Consider the following 18049-nt stretch of genomic DNA (forward strand, 5'->3'; position numbering starts at 1 on the left):
CCGCAACCAGGTCGAAGACCCCGAGGCCATTGACGCCGTGGATTTGACTGTGACAGTCAGGGTTCCGGGTGCTGATGAAGCGCACCAGCGCCTCCACCGCGCCTTGCAGCTTCGGCTGCTCCGCCGCCACCTGCTGCAGCATCACACTCGCCACCAGCGTCAGCGTGCGCGCACCTGATCCTCGGTCATGTCGTTCTGCAGGGCATAGAGCTTGATCGCCTTGGCCATCAAGCCTTCGTCCTTGACGGTGAGCTTCACCTCACGGCCGGCAAGCCCGAAAAGCGCCGCCTGCGCGCGATTGACGTCGAAGGAGAAGAACTCCTCCGTAAAGCCGCTGACCAGTCCGGAAAGATTGACGCTGCCGAAATCCTGCTGCTGAGCGAGATGTCGCGGATCACCAGATTGCTGTTCGGCTCGTCCCAGCCTGCGGAAAGCCCATAGGAGAAAGCCAGCGTCTCGAGACCCAGCTTGCGGGCCTCCACGAAAACGTCCTCCGTCGCGTCTGCCGGGATCGGAAGTGTGAGGTCGTCCTGCCTGATCTCTATATCGGTCGGAATGCCGTTGAAGGGCTTGGTCAGCCCCATCTCGAAATTCTTGAGCGTGAACCTGATGCGTTCCGGCGTTCCGGCCGCTTCTTCCTCCGGCTCTTTCGGCGCGGCAATATCGACGTTGATGCCGCCGACGCGCACCCGGCCAAGTTCCGGTATCAGGCGATTGAACTGAAAGGTCTCGATCTCGGTTTCATCGAGCGCGATTATCTGGGAAATACCCTCGATCGTCGAACTCCAGTCGAAACCCTTGAGGCTTGCTTCCGCCACTTCGATCTTGCCGTCGCCGTCACCGATCGACAGACCGTTCAGACCGAAGTCGAGCTTGCGGCTGTCCATCTGCATGTCGATGCGGTCGATGGCGGCCTTGACCCTTTTGCCGGCCGCTCCCTCTTTTTCATCCGGTGCGTCGGCCTTGAGCCGATGAGCTGCATGTTGCTCCTGCCGATCATGTCGAGGATGGACACGACCTTGGCAAAAAGCGCTTGGCGTTCCTCCGGCGGAGCTGGTCGGGATCCTTGGTACTGTCAGTGCCTTGAGGGTGTCCAGCAGCGGTTCGGATGGCATGCGGGCGGTAAAGCCATCGCTGCGGATCTCGTCGTAGCTGAAACGGCCATCGCCATCGATAAATGAAACCGTCTTGACGGAAAGCGGCCCATAGAGAGGTTTTGCCTCCTTGTCGTCAGGGCCGGCCTTTTCCGTATAGAGCCGGGCGAGATAAGCGACGTCGATGTCCTGACCAGCGATCACGCCGGTCGACACCGCCACATGCTTGTCCTTCATCGCGCCGTCGCTGTCGGGAAGCTGCATCTTGATGTCGTAGCTGCCCTTGTCGATCGAATACCGGGCGATACGGCCACCGGCGATCTCGGAGAGGATCAGGTTGTTGTAAACCGTCTTCTGCTCGGTGGTCGCGACCGACTGGCTCAACGTCAGCTCGGGCGTGGAGATGCGCGTCGCTGTGAAGCGCTCGATGCGGGGGGGCAGGGAGCCGCCGTTTCCTTCCGCCTGTGCGGACTTCTCGAACGCCGCATTCTCGATGCGGGCATGCGCATGGAAGCTTGCCGGTGGGCACATCCACATCGATGTTGCTCATGTCCAGCGCGCCATCCAGAAAGGGCAGCTTCGGACGACCGTCAATAGAGGCAATGCGAAGGTTTTTTGCCATCTTCGAGCGGCAGCGTCAGATCGCGAACATGAATTTTCCCGAGGAAATCGACTTCCACGGAACCGGCAGTCGCGCCGGTGCGCGCAACCAGTTCCTTCACCTTCGCCTCGTAGAAGGTCTTGCCGCCGATGACACCTGCGGCCGCAACGGCGATAATTGCCACCGCCGCCCATAGCGCCCTGCGCCGGCCCTTGCCGGTATGGCTGTTTTCCTGTTCCACGACGTTGGTCCTCTCTCACAGACTGATCATATTGCGCGCCTTTTAAGCACGCAAAGTTGCTTAGCAAGAGGTGATCGACGCCCGTGAAGGCTGCGCTACATCCAGACCGTCAACGCCATGCCGGCCACCACAGGTGCGGCGCCAGCGCAAGCGTCGGGCGAAGGGGCAGACGCGGCCTCACCGGCAATCAGCGTTTGGGTGGCAGGGCTTGGAATCCGCCGCGTCACGCGCCATTGATGATATTGCAGATACCCTCGCGGATCACGTTCTTGTCCGCGATCTGCCCTGCCTGAATGTTGAAGACGGCGTCGATCCGCACAGCCGCACCCTTTTGCCGGGCCACCACCCGCAGCGTCTGAATTCTGCCGCTGCCGCTGGTCTCCTGGTGCGCGTCGATGGACGACAGCGACTTGTTGATCTGGATGCCGAAAAACCTTCCGCCGCCACGGCCTGGGCGAGCTTTTGAAGCACGGCCGGCGCTTTTGCCTTCGGCAGCTCCTGCCAGGACTTGTAGGAAACAGCCGTCACCATCGGCACGCCGGAGACGGTGAAGTTCTTCTCGCAGGAAGCCGCGAAAACGGGGCTCGAGAAGGTGATCAGGCCAAGAGCCGCTATGAGGTATTTCATTTCGAACAATCCAATCGTTGGTGAAGGCTGACGACAATCGGCCGTGTCAGAAGGTTGACCGTTTGCCTCTGTAGGTGGAGGGCGGCGGCAGAGCCTCATGGGCCTGCGCAAGCGTTTCAAGCCATGTGGCCAGCCCTTCGGGAACCTCTTCATTGCCCGCCTCAAGCGCCTCGATCCAGGAGAGTTCGCATTGCAGCGCGGAGGCGATGTTGATCGGCGTCCAGCGAATGACCCGCAGGCATTGGTTAAAGCGTTCTGGCGACATGATGATTTGATTTTTCCCCGTCTTTTTTCCCACCGAAGCTCACCCACCGGGCGGCGGGAGTCAATTGCTTTTTTGCAACTCTCGATGGCTTGTTTCACTTCCCGATCCGGATTTGCCGGATGATAAACTTAGCTGATCGACTAAGTTTTTGCTTGTGCCGCGACGATGGAACATGATAGTTAGCGATATGGCTAAGCATCATCCAGAGCTTTCACTCATCTTTCAGGCCCTTGCCGATCCACACGGCGGGCAATTCTCGCTCGCCTCGGCAGCGGGCCGGCGCAGGTTACCGCATTGTCCGCTCCCACGGGTCTGCGCTTGCCCACGGTCATGCGCCACCTCGCCGTGCTTGAGGAGGCGGGGCTCATTGCCACCTCCAAGGATGGGCGCGTGCGCACCTGCGCAATAGTACCTGAAGCGCTGGAGCCGGTGAGAACGTGGCTCGATGAGCAGCGGGCCATGTGGGAGAGCCGGCTTGACCGGCTGGAGGCATTTGCAGTTCACGCCATGAAGGAGGAGGAACAATGACAACGAAACCCGGTCAACAAAGCGCACACGCTGAACCGCCACAAGACCGTTTTGCAACGCTCAGCTTCGAACGGGAAATTGCCGTTCCGCTATCGGCTCTGTGGCAGGTGTGGCTCTCACCCGCCGCCCGGGCGGTGTGGGCCTCTCCCTCACCCTCGGTGACAGTGGAATTCCTGGAGGCGGACAGCAGGCTGGGCGGTCGCGAAGTGTCGCTCTGCAAGGTCGCCGGCCAGCCGGATATTCGCTGTGAATGCGGCTGGCTGGAGCTTCAGCCAAGCCGCCGCAGCGTGAATTACGAGGTGGTCTCATCCAGCGGCATAACGCAGTCGGCAGCGCTGGTGACTGCTGATTTTCAGGCGACGGAAGAGCGCAGCCGCTTGACCGTAACGGTGCAGCTTTCCTCGCTGGCGGAGGATATGCGCGATGGCTATCAACAAGGTTTCAGCGCCGGTCTCAACAATCTGGCCAGCGTGGCCGGGCGAACCATGGTGCTGGAGCGAGTGATAAAGGTGCCGCGAAACATTGTCTGGAAAGCCTGGATGAACGAAAAGACGCTGCCGCAATGGTGGGGCCCGGAAGGCTTTTCCTGCCGCACGAAGAGGATTGACCTGCGCACCGGCGGGAATGGGTCTTTGACATGATCGGCCCTGACGGCACAGTTTTCCCGAACCATCATCGTTATGTCGAGGTCCGCCCCGAAGAGCGGCTCGCCTATACGTTGCTGTGGGGCGAAAACGGCCCAAAACATGCCGATGCCTGGGCCTCCTTCGAAGATCAGGATGGCGCGACGAAAGTTGTGCTTGGCATGGTGTTCAGCACGGAAGCCGAGTTCCAGCAAGCGAAGGGTTTCGGCGCCTTGGAGCTGGGTCAGCAAACGCTGGGCAAACTGGAGCGCTTCGCCAAGGCGCTATAGATGCGCCGTGCCGTCAGCTCCATGTGTGGATGCTGGCATCCTGTTCAGACCGACATTAATCTTCAAAGCCGCTCTGCGCGTGCGAGATCGTCTTGCAGGTTCCGCCATCCTTCTCGCCAACCATGCGCTTATCACGAATGACTGAACCCTTGGCGATGTCGATCTCCCATGCCACCGAGCCTTCATTCAGGCTCGCTTTACCACCGGCAAAGGTGCCTTTCTCCATTCTCTGACTTCCAGAAGCCGGGACATAAACTCCAAATGTCCCGGCGGCTTCGTCGAGAGCGAAATTGAACACCTGAGGCGTTCCTTTCGAACTTGCGAATTCGCAGCTGAGATATGTCGGCGCGGCAAAAGCGCTTTAAACCGAGAAAAGCAGGGCGGCAGCGGCAAATGCAGTTCTTGTGGTTACCTTCAATTCCTGGTCCTCAGTCATGTTCTTCTGTTCGATTGGTCGTATTTCGCGCGGTCGGCGAAATAAAGCGCTTCTATTTCGGAAACAATCCCGCACGTCCTGCAGCCGCGTTGCCGGTGAAATGCGTGACGTTGGGTTGCCCCTCCAACCACTGCGGAACATCGACGTTTTCGAGGATGATCAACTGAAGGTTGGGCGGCATGGCGGAAAACGCCTTGAATGCGCGATCCTTCAAGGGAGTGCTTGCGATTGCACTATCACCTGCATCTGAGGGGTCGCGATAGGTGATGAACAGCGAGTCTAAGATCAAAAAGCCAGGATGAGCTCTAGCGCGGTCCCTGCAAAACTTCATCAACGCGATACTGAACGCGCCGTGTAGCAGGGCCCTGACGCCCTTACCGTTCGCCGCTCTCGCTTTTCCGCTGACCGATATGTCCATTTTAGGCAGTTCGAAGAATACGCGTTGGGCATCCGGAAATTGCCAAGACTCGAGTTCGGCTTCAACCACCTGGCTGAACTGGTCTAGCGTTGCTCCATCAAGCTGTTGCTGTGCGACGATGGTGCTACTGTCATAGCCTGGACTGACACCGAGTTCAGTGCGCTGCACGACAAGCGCATCACGCCGGCGCACGAGTTCGAGGCTCTTTTGCACGTTTAGCTTTCGCGCGATGACGGCGCTGGTGCGTGAGCGAATGGTCTGAACCGCCGGCACTTCGCGAAGAATGTTCTCCTGAAGGCTATTCATCTGCGGTAGAAGTTCGCGCATGCGGGCCGTTCGCGCGCCCCTTTCCGCTTCAAGCGCCTCAACCGTTTCCCGCAGCTCTGCGGCGCGTTCGCGAACATCAGCAATCTCAGCCTGCGCCGCGGCAGTTATATCTGCAACGTTCCCGTCGCAGGCCTCATCCGGACGGTGGTATTCGGCAGCCGATCCACAAACAGGGCACAGAACTGGGTCTTCCAAAGTATAGTAGGCGCCTGCCTCGACGATCGATGCCAGGCGAGCTTCGTCCGATCGATAATGTTCGGCCAAAAGCTTGAAACGCTCGGTTAGCGTATCGATTTCCCCGACTCGGTCCTGTAGCGTTTCATATTCGCGGCGCAGTTCCAAGCGGGTGCTGGTCAGCTCACGGTAGGTTGCCTCGGTACTTTCCTGAACCGAGAAGGTCTGCCTCAGCTCGACGTCAAGATCGCTGTCTTGCTGCAGTAGCTCCTCATGATCCTGATCTGATTCTTCGATTTCGCGCTCCGCATCGCGAATCTGCCTATCGAGGAGTTCGAGTTGCGCTGCCTGCCTCATAGGTTGATCGGCACTGGTCTTTGCTGCATCCAACGCAGAATCATCTACACCCGTCAGCATGTATTTGAAGACTGACGTCTCCGCAGTCTTCGTTACGAACTGGCCAGAAAGGACAGGCGAGGAAACGTCCTGGATTTTTGTCTCGCTGACGAGGGCGTGGCGCTCGAGATCGCGGAAGCTCAGATCCCGCGTCTTTCCACTGGCGTCCGTGCGCACACGAGCGTTTGCCGCCCCTACTTGGGCAAGTAGTAAGCGTGACAGAGAATTCTGGGCACCGTGCTGGGCAGAAACTGAGACACCATCATTCTGCCCCGGCCGAATACGCGTTAGCCCGTCCAAAACCTTCACGTTACCGCCTTGCAAGGCGCGAACGAATGTCTTCTCCGATCCATCGTCTAAAACAACACCGACGTGAGCAAAATCGTAGCCCGCTTGTTCGATGATTGGCTCTGGTGGGTTCTTGGCACCTAGTACATAGTCGATAAGGCGCAGGATGTGCGTTTTGCCGGTGTTCGAGCCACCATAAATGACGTTTAGACCTGGTCCGAAATCGACGGATGCGGGGGCGCTATGAGGGCCGGTAATGTATAGAAAGCGCAATTGCATAATTAGCTCGTTGCTCCCTGATCAGTCTGGAACTCGGTATCCCATAAATCCATGCGCGACCGCACCAAATTATCTATCTCCCCGTCGGAAAGCGGGGCGACCTCACTTGCCAGCCAATCTGCTCGCTCCTTCAATGCGACGCTGTAGTCGCTCCGAAGAAGATCGATGAACGCCCCAGCCTCCTCTCCTGCACGATAGCGAAAACCCTCGCTTGTAGCTGAGCGCACCACCAAGCCTCGCGTGCCCATGAGCGCGAGCCCGGAACTCACCAGACCACGTCGAACGAGAAGCTCTGCACCGCGGGAACTCTCACTCGGATGTAAGCTCTCCGGACCATCGATATCGCCCGTGTGCACCACCAGATGATCCAACACGACGAGACGCCGTAGTCCCACGCTTAAGGGAAAGCAAGCGGTCAGAAGGATAAGTGATCTTACACCGCTTTCGAATGCAGTGTTAAAAATGCGTGGCTTGGACCGGGTTGGGGCAGTGGCGGCCATTCTATAGTTTCCAACTCACGCGATCTTCGTTCGCAAGTTGATGACAAACGCCTTGCTTCACGCGCACCTTGGCTCGCGGCGCGAGTACGCTGGCAGGTTGGGCCTGGCCAGCGGTTGCGAGCGCGACGGTGAGCCGTGGGTGGGCCTCCGTCTCAGCATCGAGTACCGGCTCGATGGCATCGTGGATTTGTTCGGCGAAATCCTCAATTGTCCCAGGTTCGGTCTGGTCACGATAGTGTGCCATGAACGCCTCAGCATCATAAAATCGGACGCGCTGTTTCTGGAGATCCGCCTTCCAAGCTGCCTGACCGTTAAGGTCGGCGGCGCAACTGATTTGGGTTCCGGTTTCTTCCGAATAGACATCTAAAAGTTTGGTGACATACACGGATTCTTTGGCCGCTATCTCGGCCGGCGTCACTCCTGCAGGAGCTGGCGGCAATACGCCATTGAATCGGGACGCCCAATAAGCAGTCTTGCGATGGTCATCAAGGATTTCGTCAATTGTGGCGTAAGTGAAAGTTGTGAAGTCATAAGCCTCTACATATACCTCTAGCGCGCCAGCGAGCATGTGTTTTTCGTTTGCGACCACGTTGCCGGCGACGCGCTTGTTCCACGTAGCTATGACTTCCGCCTTGAACTTGTTAGGACGAAGCAATAGGTCGCGTAATTCTGTGCTTGGCCCGCGAGGCGCGACAAACGAGCATTTACGAGGAGGTGTGAATGCTCCTTGGAAGGCATGGAAGATGATTTTTCCAGCGTCCTCACATGCTTTGGGCGTTGAAAGCGGGACTTCGTAGTGCTTGCATTGGTAATTGTCCCACTCGCCTTGGCAGCCAGCGGATGAATACAACCCTATCACATCGCGTCCCTGATCACCCGATCCACCAAGACGCTTGACGGATGCATAGCCACTCAGACCTTTCTGCCATTCGGAGATGAAAATTTCCCATTCGGTGGCATCATATGCGCGCACGAGCTTCACAATAGGCGCTAAATTCACGTTTGTCCCCCGCCCAGTGTTTCTAGCGGCCTTTTTCCAATCCTGGAAAACCTATTACACGCTAGTCACCTGAATCTGAAGTTCGGCTCATTGTTTTCTGGCAGAATCGCTTGACCGAGGCGAGGATTTGGTCGGCGGACTTGACCCACTTGTATGGGGTGGGGTTCTCGTTGTGGGTTTCGATGAAGGCGTGGATGTCGGCTTCCAGTTCTGCGGTGGAACGATGTACGCCGCGCTGCAACTGCTTTCGCGTTAGCTCTGCAAACCACCGCTCGACCTGGTTGATCCAGGATGCTGAAGTTGGTGTGAAGTGAACATGCCAGTGTGGACGGCGAGCAAGCCAGGCCTTGATCCTCGGCGTCTTGTGGGTCGCATAGTTGTCCATCACTAGATGCACATCCGGTCCATTGGGCATTTCGGCGTCAATCCGCTTCAGGAAGTCGAGGAATTCGGTGGCCCGGTGACGCTTGTAGCAATGACCGATCACCGCACCAGTGGCAATGTCGAGCGCGGCGAACAGCGACGTTGTGCCATTGCGGACGTAGGTATGGGTGCGCCGTTCGGCGACACCCGGCGCCATGGGCAGAACGGGCTGCTCGCGATCCAATGCCTGGATTTGCGATTTCTCATCCACGCAAAGCACGACTGCCCGATCCGGCGGTGACATGTAAAGACCGACGATGTCTTGCACCTTGTCAACGAAGAGGGGATCGGAAGAAAGCTTGAATGTCTCGGCACGATGCGGCTGCAGACCAAATGCCGTCCATATCCGGCGGATGGTGGTGTGTGACAGCCCGCTGTCGGCAGCCATCGAACGAATGGACCAGTGCGTGGCATCCTTTGGAGTGGCATTCAATGTACGCTCGACGACCTCGGCAACCTGAGCATCAGAGACAGTTCGTGGCCGACCTGTCCGGTATTCGTCCGTCAGTCCTTCGATACCATCGTGTACGAACCGGCGGCGCCACTTGCCTACCGTGTGCTCGTGGACCCGAGCCGCTCGGCTACATCCTTGCTCCGCAGACCCTGCGCGCACAGCAAGACCATTCGGCACCGATCCGACAAGGAGCGTGGCGCTTTATGCCGGCGCACCTGAGATTCGAGGAAATTTCTATCCTCGTCGCTCAGAACGACGAGGTCCGCCTGCCTGCCAACCATAAAACAAACTCCTGCTCTTGTGACAGAAGCTGAACAAAATGAGGCTTACTTTGGTTCCAGGTGACTAGGTTGAACTGTTCGTAAAAGTTCACCTCTTTAGTTAAAACAAACGCGCGACCAAGACGCAAGCCCTATAAGGCCTTAACCGGTCTGCCGTTCATCGACTACGCGATCACGCGAAAGGCTAAGGCGGCGTGGATGATCGGAATGAGGGCACGAAACAGTCTTTCAATGCTCTAGTCTTTCTTAAAGTTGCTTTGGCATGATTCTTCTCTGTCAGGGAAATTGTCTTGATGAATTTCTTGGGTTCCGGTTATGTTTTTCTTGCTGAAAATTCTTATTAATTTTTGTTTTTCAAATGCTTAGTGATTTTTTTGGTGGTTTCAGTGTGCTGCATTTTGTGTGAAAGCATTTTTATTTCCTCATTCATCCCCGCCCTTTTCGCTGGCTCTATAATGTCCCTGTTCTGCAATGAACCGGGAGGCATTCGGTTTTGATCGGAGCGAGCGCTGATTGAGAGAGGACGTCACTCTCATATTTCGGTGTGTGGTAGGAAAAGTCCTCTGACGGTGACCGGAGGAGAGATGGATTGGGTTTGTGGTGGACCTTTCTATTTCTCTGACGGTCGTTGACTGAAGGATGGGCTTTGCAGGCATGAATCGCTGATGCGGGGCACTGATAAGTGTCTTTATTTTTCCAGGTGGCAGTTTTCAGTGCCCCGTTGCGATGCCCATTGAGCTGAAAGGCTGATGGGAAAAGAGATGAAGCTCAAGACACGGTCGCAACTGCGCCGCGTGGTAGGAAGGGTGTGTTCAAATGGGTCTCTATGAAATGTACGTTCTTGCAGCTCGTGCAGATACAGCCCTGATGAGGCGAAGGGTGGCGAAGATTATGAATCGTCGGCGCAAGAGGCAATATTTACACAACCAGAAGAAGAATTTGGATTTGGAAACCGAGATGAAGAGAGGAGTGCCCCTTCGACCTGGGAGGATTCCGTAAACATATATTTATATAGATATATATGCAGAAACATATAAAATATATGCTGCGTTGAATTGTATAGGAATATTGAGGGCGGATGAAAATCCGTGACCAGAATCTTGTTTTGCGGTCTGCAATTTGCGGATTGCGGGACGAGAACGTGTAAATATATGATTTTTATGTTGAAATTGCCGATATGGCTGGAGAATGATTATGCGCGGAAACTATATGAGTGAGATGGAATTGATTGGAGTGGAGATCAGATTTGAGCGACGATCAATCATAATAACAATATCATGATATTGTTATTATGATTGATCGTCGCTCAAATCTGATCTCCACTCCAATCAATTCCATCTCACTCATATAGTTTCCGCGCATAATCATTCTCCAGCCATATCGGCAATTTCAACATAAAAATCATATATTTACACGTTCTCGTCCCGCAATCCGCAAATTGCAGACCGCAAAACAAGATTCTGGTCACGGATTTTCATCCGCCCTCAATATTCCTATACAATTCAACGCAGCATATATTTTATATGTTTCTGCATATATATCTATATAAATATATGTTTACGGAATCCTCCCAGGTCGAAGGGGCACTCCTCTCTTCATCTCGGTTTCCAAATCCAAATTCTTCTTCTGGTTGTGTAAATATTGCCTCTTGCGCCGACGATTCATAATCTTCGCCACCCTTCGCCTCATCAGGGCTGTATCTGCACGAGCTGCAAGAACGTACATTTCATAGAGACCCATTTGAACACACCCTTCCTACCACGCGGCGCAGTTGCGACCGTGTCTTGAGCTTCATCTCTTTTCCCATCAGCCTTTCAGCTCAATGGGCATCGCAACGGGGCACTGAAAACTGCCACCTGGAAAAATAAAGACACTTATCAGTGCCCCGCATCAGCGATTCATGCCTGCAAAGCCCATCCTTCAGTCAACGACCGTCAGAGAAATAGAAAGGTCCACCACAAACCCAATCCATCTCTCCTCCGGTCACCGTCAGAGGACTTTTCCTACCACACACCGAAATATGAGAGTGACGTCCTCTCTCAATCAGCGCTCGCTCCGATCAAAACCGAATGCCTCCCGTTCATTGCAGAACAGGGACATTATAGAGCCAGCGAAAAGGGCGGGGATGAATGAGGAAATAAAAATGCTTTCACACAAAATGCAGCACACTGAAACCACCAAAAAAATCACTAAGCATTTGAAAAACAAAAATTAATAAGAATTTTCAGCAAGAAAAACATAACCGGAACCCAAGAAATTCATCAAGACAATTTCCCTGACAGAGAAGAATCATGCCAAAGCAACTTTAAGAAAGACTAGAGCATTGAAAGACTGTTTCGTGCCCTCATTCCGATCATCCACGCCGCCTTAGCCTTTCGCGTGATCGCGTAGTCGATGAACGGCAGACCGGTTAAGGCCTTATAGGGCTTGCGTCTTGGTCGCGCGTTTGTTTTAACTAAAGAGGTGAACTTTTACGAACAGTTCAACCTAGTCACCTGGAACCAAAGTAAGCCTCATTTTGTTCAGCTTCTGTCACAAGAGCAGGAGTTTGTTTTATGGTTGGCAGGCAGGCGGACCTCGTCGTTCTGAGCGACGAGGATAGAAATTTCCTCGAATCTCAGGTGCGCCGGCATAAAGCGCCACGCTCCTTGTCGGATCGGTGCCGAATGGTCTTGCTGTGCGCGCAGGGTCTGCGGAGCAAGGATGTAGCCGAGCGGCTCGGGGTCCACGAGCACACGGTAGGCAAGTGGCGCCGCCGGTTCGTACACGATGGTATCGAAGGACTGACGGACGAATACCGGACAGGTCGGCCACGAACTGTCTCTGATGCTCAGGTTGCCGAGGTCGTCGAGCGTACATTGAATGCCACTCCAAAGGATGCCACGCACTGGTCCATTCGTTCGATGGCTGCCGACAGCGGGCTGTCACACACCACCATCCGCCGGATATGGACGGCATTTGGTCTGCAGCCGCATCGTGCCGAGACATTCAAGCTTTCTTCCGATCCCCTCTTCGTTGACAAGGTGCAAGACATCGTCGGTCTTTACATGTCACCGCCGGATCGGGCAGTCGTGCTTTGCGTGGATGAGAAATCGCAAATCCAGGCATTGGATCGCGAGCAGCCCGTTCTGCCCATGGCGCCGGGTGTCGCCGAACGGCGCACCCATACCTACGTCCGCAATGGCACAACGTCGCTGTTCGCCGCGCTCGACATTGCCACTGGTGCGGTGATCGGTCATTGCTACAAGCGTCACCGGGCCACCGAATTCCTCGACTTCCTGAAGCGGATTGACGCCGAAATGCCCAATGGACCGGATGTGCATCTAGTGATGGACAACTATGCGACCCACAAGACGCCGAGGATCAAGGCCTGGCTTGCTCGCCGTCCACACTGGCATGTTCACTTCACACCAACTTCAGCATCCTGGATCAACCAGGTCGAGCGGTGGTTTGCAGAGCTAACGCGAAAGCAGTTGCAGCGCGGCGTACATCGTTCCACCGCAGAACTGGAAGCCGACATCCACGCCTTCATCGAAACCCACAACGAGAACCCCACCCCATACAAGTGGGTCAAGTCCGCCGACCAAATCCTCGCCTCGGTCAAGCGATTCTGCCAGAAAACAATGAGCCGAACTTCAGATTCAGGTGACTAGCGTGTAATAGGTTTTCCAGGATTGGAAAAAGGCCGCTAGAAACACTGGGCGGGGGACAAACGTGAATTTAGCGCCTATTGTGAAGCTCGTGCGCGCATATGATGCCACCGAATGGGAAATTTTCATCTCCGAATGGCAGAAAGGTCTGAGTGGCTATGCATCCGTCAAGCGTCTTGGTGGATCGGGTGATCAGGGACGCGATGTGATAGGGTTGTATTCATCCGCTGGCTGCCAAGGCGAGTGGGACAATTACCAATGCAAGCACTACGAAGTCCCGCTTTCAACGCCCAAAGCATGTGAGGACGCTGGAAAAATCATCTTCCATGCCTTCCAAGGAGCATTCACACCTCCTCGTAAATGCTCGTTTGTCGCGCCTCGCGGGCCAAGCACAGAATTACGCGACCTATTGCTTCGTCCTAACAAGTTCAAGGCGGAAGTCATAGCTACGTGGAACAAGCGCGTCGCCGGCAACGTGGTCGCAAACGAAAAACACATGCTCGCTGGCGCGCTAGAGGTATATGTAGAGGCTTATGACTTCACAACTTTCACTTACGCCACAATTGACGAAATCCTTGATGACCATCGCAAGACTGCTTATTGGGCGTCCCGATTCAATGGCGTATTGCCGCCAGCTCCTGCAGGAGTGACGCCGGCCGAGATAGCGGCCAAAGAATCCGTGTATGTCACCAAACTTTTAGATGTCTATTCGGAAGAAACCGGAACCCAAATCAGTTGCGCCGCCGACCTTAACGGTCAGGCAGCTTGGAAGGCGGATCTCCAGAAACAGCGCGTCCGATTTTATGATGCTGAGGCGTTCATGGCACACTATCGTGACCAGACCGAACCTGGGACAATTGAGGATTTCGCCGAACAAATCCACGATGCCATCGAGCCGGTACTCGATGCTGAGACGGAGGCCCACCCACGGCTCACCGTCGCGCTCGCAACCGCTGGCCAGGCCCAACCTGCCAGCGTACTCGCGCCGCGAGCCAAGGTGCGCGTGAAGCAAGGCGTTTGTCATCAACTTGCGAACGAAGATCGCGTGAGTTGGAAACTATAGAATGGCCGCCACTGCCCCAACCCGGTCCAAGCCACGCATTTTTAACACTGCATTCGAAAGCGGTGTAAGATCACTTATCCTTCTGACCGCTTGCTTTCCCTTAAGCGTGGGACTACGGCGTCTCGTCGTGTTGGATCATCTGGTGGTGCACACGGGCGATATCGATGGTCCGGAGAGCTTACATCCGAGTGAGAGTTCCCGCGGTGCAGAGCTTCTCGTTCGACGTGGTCTGGTGAGTTCCGGGCTCGCGCTCATGGGCACGCGAGGCTTGGTGGTGCGCTCAGCTACAAGCGAGGGTTTTCGCTATCGTGCAGGAGAGGAGGCTGGGGCGTTCATCGATCTTCTTCGGAGCGACTACAGCGTCGCATTGAAGGAGCGAGCAGATTGGCTGGCAAGTGAGGTCGCCCCGCTTTCCGACGGGGAGATAGATAATTTGGTGCGGTCGCGCATGGATTTATGGGATACCGAGTTCCAGACTGATCAGGGAGCAACGAGCTAATTATGCAATTGCGCTTTCTATACATTACCGGCCCTCATAGCGCCCCCGCATCCGTCGATTTCGGACCAGGTCTAAACGTCATTTATGGTGGCTCGAACACCGGCAAAACGCACATCCTGCGCCTTATCGACTATGTACTAGGTGCCAAGAACCCACCAGAGCCAATCATCGAACAAGCGGGCTACGATTTTGCTCACGTCGGTGTTGTTTTAGACGATGGATCGGAGAAGACATTCGTTCGCGCCTTGCAAGGCGGTAACGTGAAGGTTTTGGACGGGCTAACGCGTATTCGGCCGGGGCAGAATGATGGTGTCTCAGTTTCTGCCCAGCACGGTGCCCAGAATTCTCTGTCACGCTTACTACTTGCCCAAGTAGGGGCGGCAAACGCTCGTGTGCGCACGGACGCCAGTGGAAAGACGCGGGATCTGAGCTTCCGCGATCTCGAGCGCCACGCCCTCGTCAGCGAGACAAAAATCCAGGACGTTTCCTCGCCTGTCCTTTCTGGCCAGTTCGTAACGAAGACTGCGGAGACGTCAGTCTTCAAATACATGCTGACGGGTGTAGATGATTCTGCGTTGGATGCAGCAAAGACCAGTGCCGATCAACCTATGAGGCAGGCAGCGCAACTCGAACTCCTCGATAGGCAGATTCGCGATGCGGAGCGCGAAATCGAAGAATCAGATCAGGATCATGAGGAGCTACTGCAGCAAGACAGCGATCTTGACGTCGAGCTGAGGCAGACCTTCTCGGTTCAGGAAAGTACCGAGGCAACCTACCGTGAGCTGACCAGCACCCGCTTGGAACTGCGCCGCGAATATGAAACGCTACAGGACCGAGTCGGGGAAATCGATACGCTAACCGAGCGTTTCAAGCTTTTGGCCGAACATTATCGATCGGACGAAGCTCGCCTGGCATCGATCGTCGAGGCAGGCGCCTACTATACTTTGGAAGACCCAGTTCTGTGCCCTGTTTGTGGATCGGCTGCCGAATACCACCGTCCGGATGAGGCCTGCGACGGGAACGTTGCAGATATAACTGCCGCGGCGCAGGCTGAGATTGCTGATGTTCGCGAACGCGCCGCAGAGCTGCGGGAAACGGTTGAGGCGCTTGAAGCGGAAAGGGGCGCGCGAACGGCCCGCATGCGCGAACTTCTACCGCAGATGAATAGCCTTCAGGAGAACATTCTTCGCGAAGTGCCGGCGGTTCAGACCATTCGCTCACGCACCAGCGCCGTCATCGCGCGAAAGCTAAACGTGCAAAAGAGCCTCGAACTCGTGCGCCGGCGTGATGCGCTTGTCGTGCAGCGCACTGAACTCGGTGTCAGTCCAGGCTATGACAGTAGCACCATCGTCGCACAGCAACAGCTTGATGGAGCAACGCTAGACCAGTTCAGCCAGGTGGTTGAAGCCGAACTCGAGTCTTGGCAATTTCCGGATGCCCAACGCGTATTCTTCGAACTGCCTAAAATGGACATATCGGTCAGCGGAAAAGCGAGAGCGGCGAACGGTAAGGGCGTCAGGGCCCTGCTACACGGCGCGTTCAGTATCGCGTTGATGAAGTTTTGCAGGGACCGCGCTAGAGCTCATCCTGGCTTTTTGATCTTAGACTCGCTGTTCATCACCTATCGCGACCCCTCAGATGCAGGTGATAGTGCAATCGCAAGCACTCCCTTGAAGGATCGCGCATTCAAGGCGTTTTCCGCCATGCCGCCCAACCTTCAGTTGATCATCCTCGAAAACGTCGATGTTCCGCAGTGGTTGGAGGGGCAACCCAACGTCACGCATTTCACCGGCAACGCGGCTGCAGGACGTGCGGGATTGTTTCCGAAATAGAAGCGCTTTATTTCGCCGACCGCGCGAAATACGACCAATCGAACAGAAGAACATGACTGAGGACCAGGAATTGAAGGTAACCACAAGAACTGCATTTGCCGCTGCCGCCCTGCTTTTCTCGGTTTAAAGCGCTTTTGCCGCGCCGACATATCTCAGCTGCGAATTCGCAAGTTCGAAAGGAACGCCTCAGGTGTTCAATTTCGCTCTCGACGAAGCCGCCGGGACATTTGGAGTTTATGTCCCGGCTTCTGGAAGTCAGAGAATGGAGAAAGGCACCTTTGCCGGTGGTAAAGCGAGCCTGAATGAAGGCTCGGTGGCATGGGAGATCGACATCGCCAAGGGTTCAGTCATTCGTGATAAGCGCATGGTTGGCGAGAAGGATGGCGGAACCTGCAAGACGATCTCGCACGCGCAGAGCGGCTTTGAAGATTAATGTCGGTCTGAACAGGATGCCAGCATCCACACATGGAGCTGACGGCACGGCGCATCTATAGCGCCTTGGCGAAGCGCTCCAGTTTGCCCAGCGTTTGCTGACCCAGCTCCAAGGCGCCGAAACCCTTCGCTTGCTGGAACTCGGCTTCCGTGCTGAACACCATGCCAAGCACAACTTTCGTCGCGCCATCCTGATCTTCGAAGGAGGCCCAGGCATCGGCATGTTTTGGGCCGTTTTCGCCCCACAGCAACGTATAGGCGAGCCGCTCTTCGGGGCGGACCTCGACATAACGATGATGGTTCGGGAAAACTGTGCCGTCAGGGCCGATCATGTCAAAGACCCATTCCCCGCCGGTGCGCAGGTCAATCCTCTTCGTGCGGCAGGAAAAGCCTTCCGGGCCCCACCATTGCGGCAGCGTCTTTTCGTTCATCCAGGCTTTCCAGACAATGTTTCGCGGCACCTTTATCACTCGCTCCAGCACCATGGTTCGCCCGGCCACGCTGGCCAGATTGTTGAGACCGGCGCTGAAACCTTGTTGATAGCCATCGCGCATATCCTCCGCCAGCGAGGAAAGCTGCACCGTTACGGTCAAGCGGCTGCGCTCTTCCGTCGCCTGAAAATCAGCAGTCACCAGCGCTGCCGACTGCGTTATGCCGCTGGATGAGACCACCTCGTAATTCACGCTGCGGCGGCTTGGCTGAAGCTCCAGCCAGCCGCATTCACAGCGAATATCCGGCTGGCCGGCGACCTTGCAGAGCGACACTTCGCGACCGCCCAGCCTGCTGTCCGCCTCCAGGAATTCCACTGTCACCGAGGGTGAGGGAGAGGCCCACACCGCCCGGGCGGCGGGTGAGAGCCACACCTGCCACAGAGCCGATAGCGGAACGGCAATTTCCCGTTCGAAGCTGAGCGTTGCAAAACGGTCTTGTGGCGGTTCAGCGTGTGCGCTTTGTTGACCGGGTTTCGTTGTCATTGTTCCTCCTCCTTCATGGCGTGAACTGCAAATGCCTCCAGCCGGTCAAGCCGGCTCTCCCACATGGCCCGCTGCTCATCGAGCCACGTTCTCACCGGCTCCAGCGCTTCAGGTACTATTGCGCAGGTGCGCACGCGCCCATCCTTGGAGGTGGCAATGAGCCCCGCCTCCTCAAGCACGGCGAGGTGGCGCATGACCGTGGGCAAGCGCAGACCCGTGGGAGCGGACAATGCGGTAACCTGCGCCGGCCCGCTGCCGAGGCGAGCGAGAATTGCCCGCCGTGTGGGATCGGCAAGGGCCTGAAAGATGAGTGAAAGCTCTGGATGATGCTTAGCCATATCGCTAACTATCATG

At 55.9% G+C, this 18049-nt stretch carries 14 protein-coding genes and 4 pseudogenes; 7 read left to right on the forward strand and 11 right to left on the reverse strand.

Annotated elements, in window-relative coordinates; genetic code table 11:
- Positions 1 to 254: 254 nt before the first annotated feature.
- The 4 genes and pseudogenes from BTN45_RS14650 to BTN45_RS14660 all read right to left on the reverse strand — a co-directional run bounded on the left by BTN45_RS14650 (position 255) and on the right by BTN45_RS14660 (position 2828).
- Positions 255 to 1631, reverse strand: coding sequence for a hypothetical protein (locus BTN45_RS14650; RefSeq protein WP_246751696.1), 1377 nt, complete (start codon positions 1629 to 1631; stop codon positions 255 to 257).
- A 53-nt stretch (positions 1632 to 1684) separates the two neighbouring features.
- Complete coding sequence (locus BTN45_RS26375) at positions 1685 to 1936, reverse strand: hypothetical protein (RefSeq protein ID WP_246751697.1); 252 nt, start codon at positions 1934 to 1936, stop codon at positions 1685 to 1687.
- Positions 1937 to 2159: 223 nt separating this feature from the next.
- Positions 2160 to 2563: pseudogene (locus BTN45_RS26380) on the reverse strand (hypothetical protein).
- A gap of 46 nt (positions 2564 to 2609) precedes the next feature.
- Positions 2610 to 2828: a hypothetical protein gene (locus BTN45_RS14660; RefSeq protein ID WP_004444840.1), complete on the reverse strand. Its 219-nt coding sequence runs from the start codon at positions 2826 to 2828 to the stop codon at positions 2610 to 2612.
- A 187-nt stretch (positions 2829 to 3015) separates the two neighbouring features.
- Here BTN45_RS14660 and BTN45_RS14665 point away from each other — a divergent pair.
- Together BTN45_RS14665 and BTN45_RS14670 are read left to right on the forward strand one after the other, a co-directional pair.
- Positions 3016 to 3356 (forward strand): annotated as a pseudogene (locus BTN45_RS14665) (metalloregulator ArsR/SmtB family transcription factor).
- Positions 3353 to 4269 (forward strand): annotated as a pseudogene (locus BTN45_RS14670) (SRPBCC family protein). The pseudogenes BTN45_RS14665 and BTN45_RS14670 overlap by 4 nt, the downstream one beginning before the upstream one ends.
- 55 nt (positions 4270 to 4324) lie before the next feature.
- Here the strand turns inward: BTN45_RS14670 and BTN45_RS14675 are convergent.
- From BTN45_RS14675 to BTN45_RS14695, 5 genes and pseudogenes are all read right to left on the reverse strand, one after another.
- Complete coding sequence (locus BTN45_RS14675; protein ID WP_199233045.1) at positions 4325 to 4495, reverse strand: hypothetical protein; 171 nt, start codon at positions 4493 to 4495, stop codon at positions 4325 to 4327.
- A gap of 262 nt (positions 4496 to 4757) precedes the next feature.
- Positions 4758 to 6587 carry an ATP-binding protein gene (locus BTN45_RS14680; protein ID WP_207589766.1) on the reverse strand — a complete coding sequence of 610 codons (1830 nt, stop codon included), beginning with the start codon at positions 6585 to 6587 and terminating at the stop codon, positions 4758 to 4760.
- 2 nt (positions 6588 to 6589) lie between these two features.
- Entirely contained in the window at positions 6590 to 7087 is a 498-nt protein-coding gene (locus BTN45_RS14685; RefSeq protein ID WP_174058907.1) for an ABC-three component system middle component 2, read from the reverse strand.
- Position 7088: 1 nt separating this feature from the next.
- Positions 7089 to 8087, reverse strand: a complete 999-nt coding sequence (locus tag BTN45_RS14690) for an ABC-three component system protein (protein ID WP_174058908.1) — start codon at positions 8085 to 8087, stop codon at positions 7089 to 7091.
- 61 nt (positions 8088 to 8148) lie between these two features.
- A pseudogene (locus BTN45_RS14695) lies at positions 8149 to 9245 on the reverse strand (IS630 family transposase).
- Between the two features lie 2555 nt (positions 9246 to 11800).
- Between BTN45_RS14695 and BTN45_RS14700 the strand changes: the two are divergent.
- The 5 genes from BTN45_RS14700 (at position 11801) to BTN45_RS14720 (ending at position 16722) form a co-directional block, all read left to right on the forward strand.
- Positions 11801 to 12898, forward strand: coding sequence for an IS630 family transposase (locus BTN45_RS14700; RefSeq protein WP_125269925.1), 1098 nt, complete (start codon positions 11801 to 11803; stop codon positions 12896 to 12898).
- A 61-nt stretch (positions 12899 to 12959) separates the two neighbouring features.
- Positions 12960 to 13958, forward strand: coding sequence for an ABC-three component system protein (locus BTN45_RS14705; protein ID WP_174058908.1), 999 nt, complete (start codon positions 12960 to 12962; stop codon positions 13956 to 13958).
- Position 13959: 1 nt separating this feature from the next.
- Positions 13960 to 14457, forward strand: a complete 498-nt coding sequence (locus BTN45_RS14710) for an ABC-three component system middle component 2 (protein ID WP_174058907.1) — start codon at positions 13960 to 13962, stop codon at positions 14455 to 14457.
- Positions 14458 to 14459: 2 nt separating this feature from the next.
- Positions 14460 to 16289 (forward strand): ATP-binding protein, encoded by a 1830-nt coding sequence (locus BTN45_RS14715; protein ID WP_207589766.1) that lies wholly within the window; start codon positions 14460 to 14462, stop codon positions 16287 to 16289.
- A gap of 262 nt (positions 16290 to 16551) precedes the next feature.
- Positions 16552 to 16722: a hypothetical protein gene (locus BTN45_RS14720; RefSeq protein WP_199233045.1), complete on the forward strand. Its 171-nt coding sequence runs from the start codon at positions 16552 to 16554 to the stop codon at positions 16720 to 16722.
- A gap of 55 nt (positions 16723 to 16777) precedes the next feature.
- Here BTN45_RS14720 and BTN45_RS14725 read toward each other — a convergent pair whose 3' ends face one another.
- Positions 16778 to 17695, reverse strand: a complete 918-nt coding sequence (locus BTN45_RS14725; protein WP_207589772.1) for an SRPBCC family protein — start codon at positions 17693 to 17695, stop codon at positions 16778 to 16780.
- Positions 17692 to 18033, reverse strand: a complete 342-nt coding sequence (locus BTN45_RS14730) for a metalloregulator ArsR/SmtB family transcription factor (protein WP_037092612.1) — start codon at positions 18031 to 18033, stop codon at positions 17692 to 17694. Before BTN45_RS14730 ends, BTN45_RS14725 begins: the two co-directional genes overlap by 4 nt.
- Between the last annotated feature and the right edge of the window lie 16 nt (positions 18034 to 18049).

This window comes from Rhizobium sp. ZX09 (assembly GCF_017357485.1).
In the GTDB taxonomy this organism is placed as follows: Bacteria; Pseudomonadota; Alphaproteobacteria; order Rhizobiales; family Rhizobiaceae; genus Agrobacterium; species Agrobacterium pusense.

Bases quoted from the DNA above. Each gene is read 5' to 3' on its own strand.
- BTN45_RS14720 (WP_199233045.1), top strand. From the start codon at position 16,552: ATGGAGAAAGGCACCTTTGCCGGTGGTAAAGCGAGCCTGAATGAAGGC.
- BTN45_RS14700 (WP_125269925.1), top strand. From the start codon at position 11,801: ATGGTTGGCAGGCAGGCGGACCTCGTCGTTCTGAGCGACGAGGATAGA.
- BTN45_RS14725 (WP_207589772.1), bottom strand. From the start codon at position 17,695: ATGACAACGAAACCCGGTCAACAAAGCGCACACGCTGAACCGCCACAA.
- BTN45_RS14710 (WP_174058907.1), top strand. From the start codon at position 13,960: ATGGCCGCCACTGCCCCAACCCGGTCCAAGCCACGCATTTTTAACACT.
- BTN45_RS14660 (WP_004444840.1), bottom strand. From the start codon at position 2,828: ATGTCGCCAGAACGCTTTAACCAATGCCTGCGGGTCATTCGCTGGACG.
- BTN45_RS14675 (WP_199233045.1), bottom strand. From the start codon at position 4,495: ATGGAGAAAGGCACCTTTGCCGGTGGTAAAGCGAGCCTGAATGAAGGC.
- BTN45_RS14730 (WP_037092612.1), bottom strand. From the start codon at position 18,033: ATGGCTAAGCATCATCCAGAGCTTTCACTCATCTTTCAGGCCCTTGCC.
- BTN45_RS14685 (WP_174058907.1), bottom strand. From the start codon at position 7,087: ATGGCCGCCACTGCCCCAACCCGGTCCAAGCCACGCATTTTTAACACT.
- BTN45_RS14680 (WP_207589766.1), bottom strand. From the start codon at position 6,587: ATGCAATTGCGCTTTCTATACATTACCGGCCCTCATAGCGCCCCCGCA.
- BTN45_RS14715 (WP_207589766.1), top strand. From the start codon at position 14,460: ATGCAATTGCGCTTTCTATACATTACCGGCCCTCATAGCGCCCCCGCA.
- BTN45_RS14650 (WP_246751696.1), bottom strand. From the start codon at position 1,631: ATGTGGATGTGCCCACCGGCAAGCTTCCATGCGCATGCCCGCATCGAG.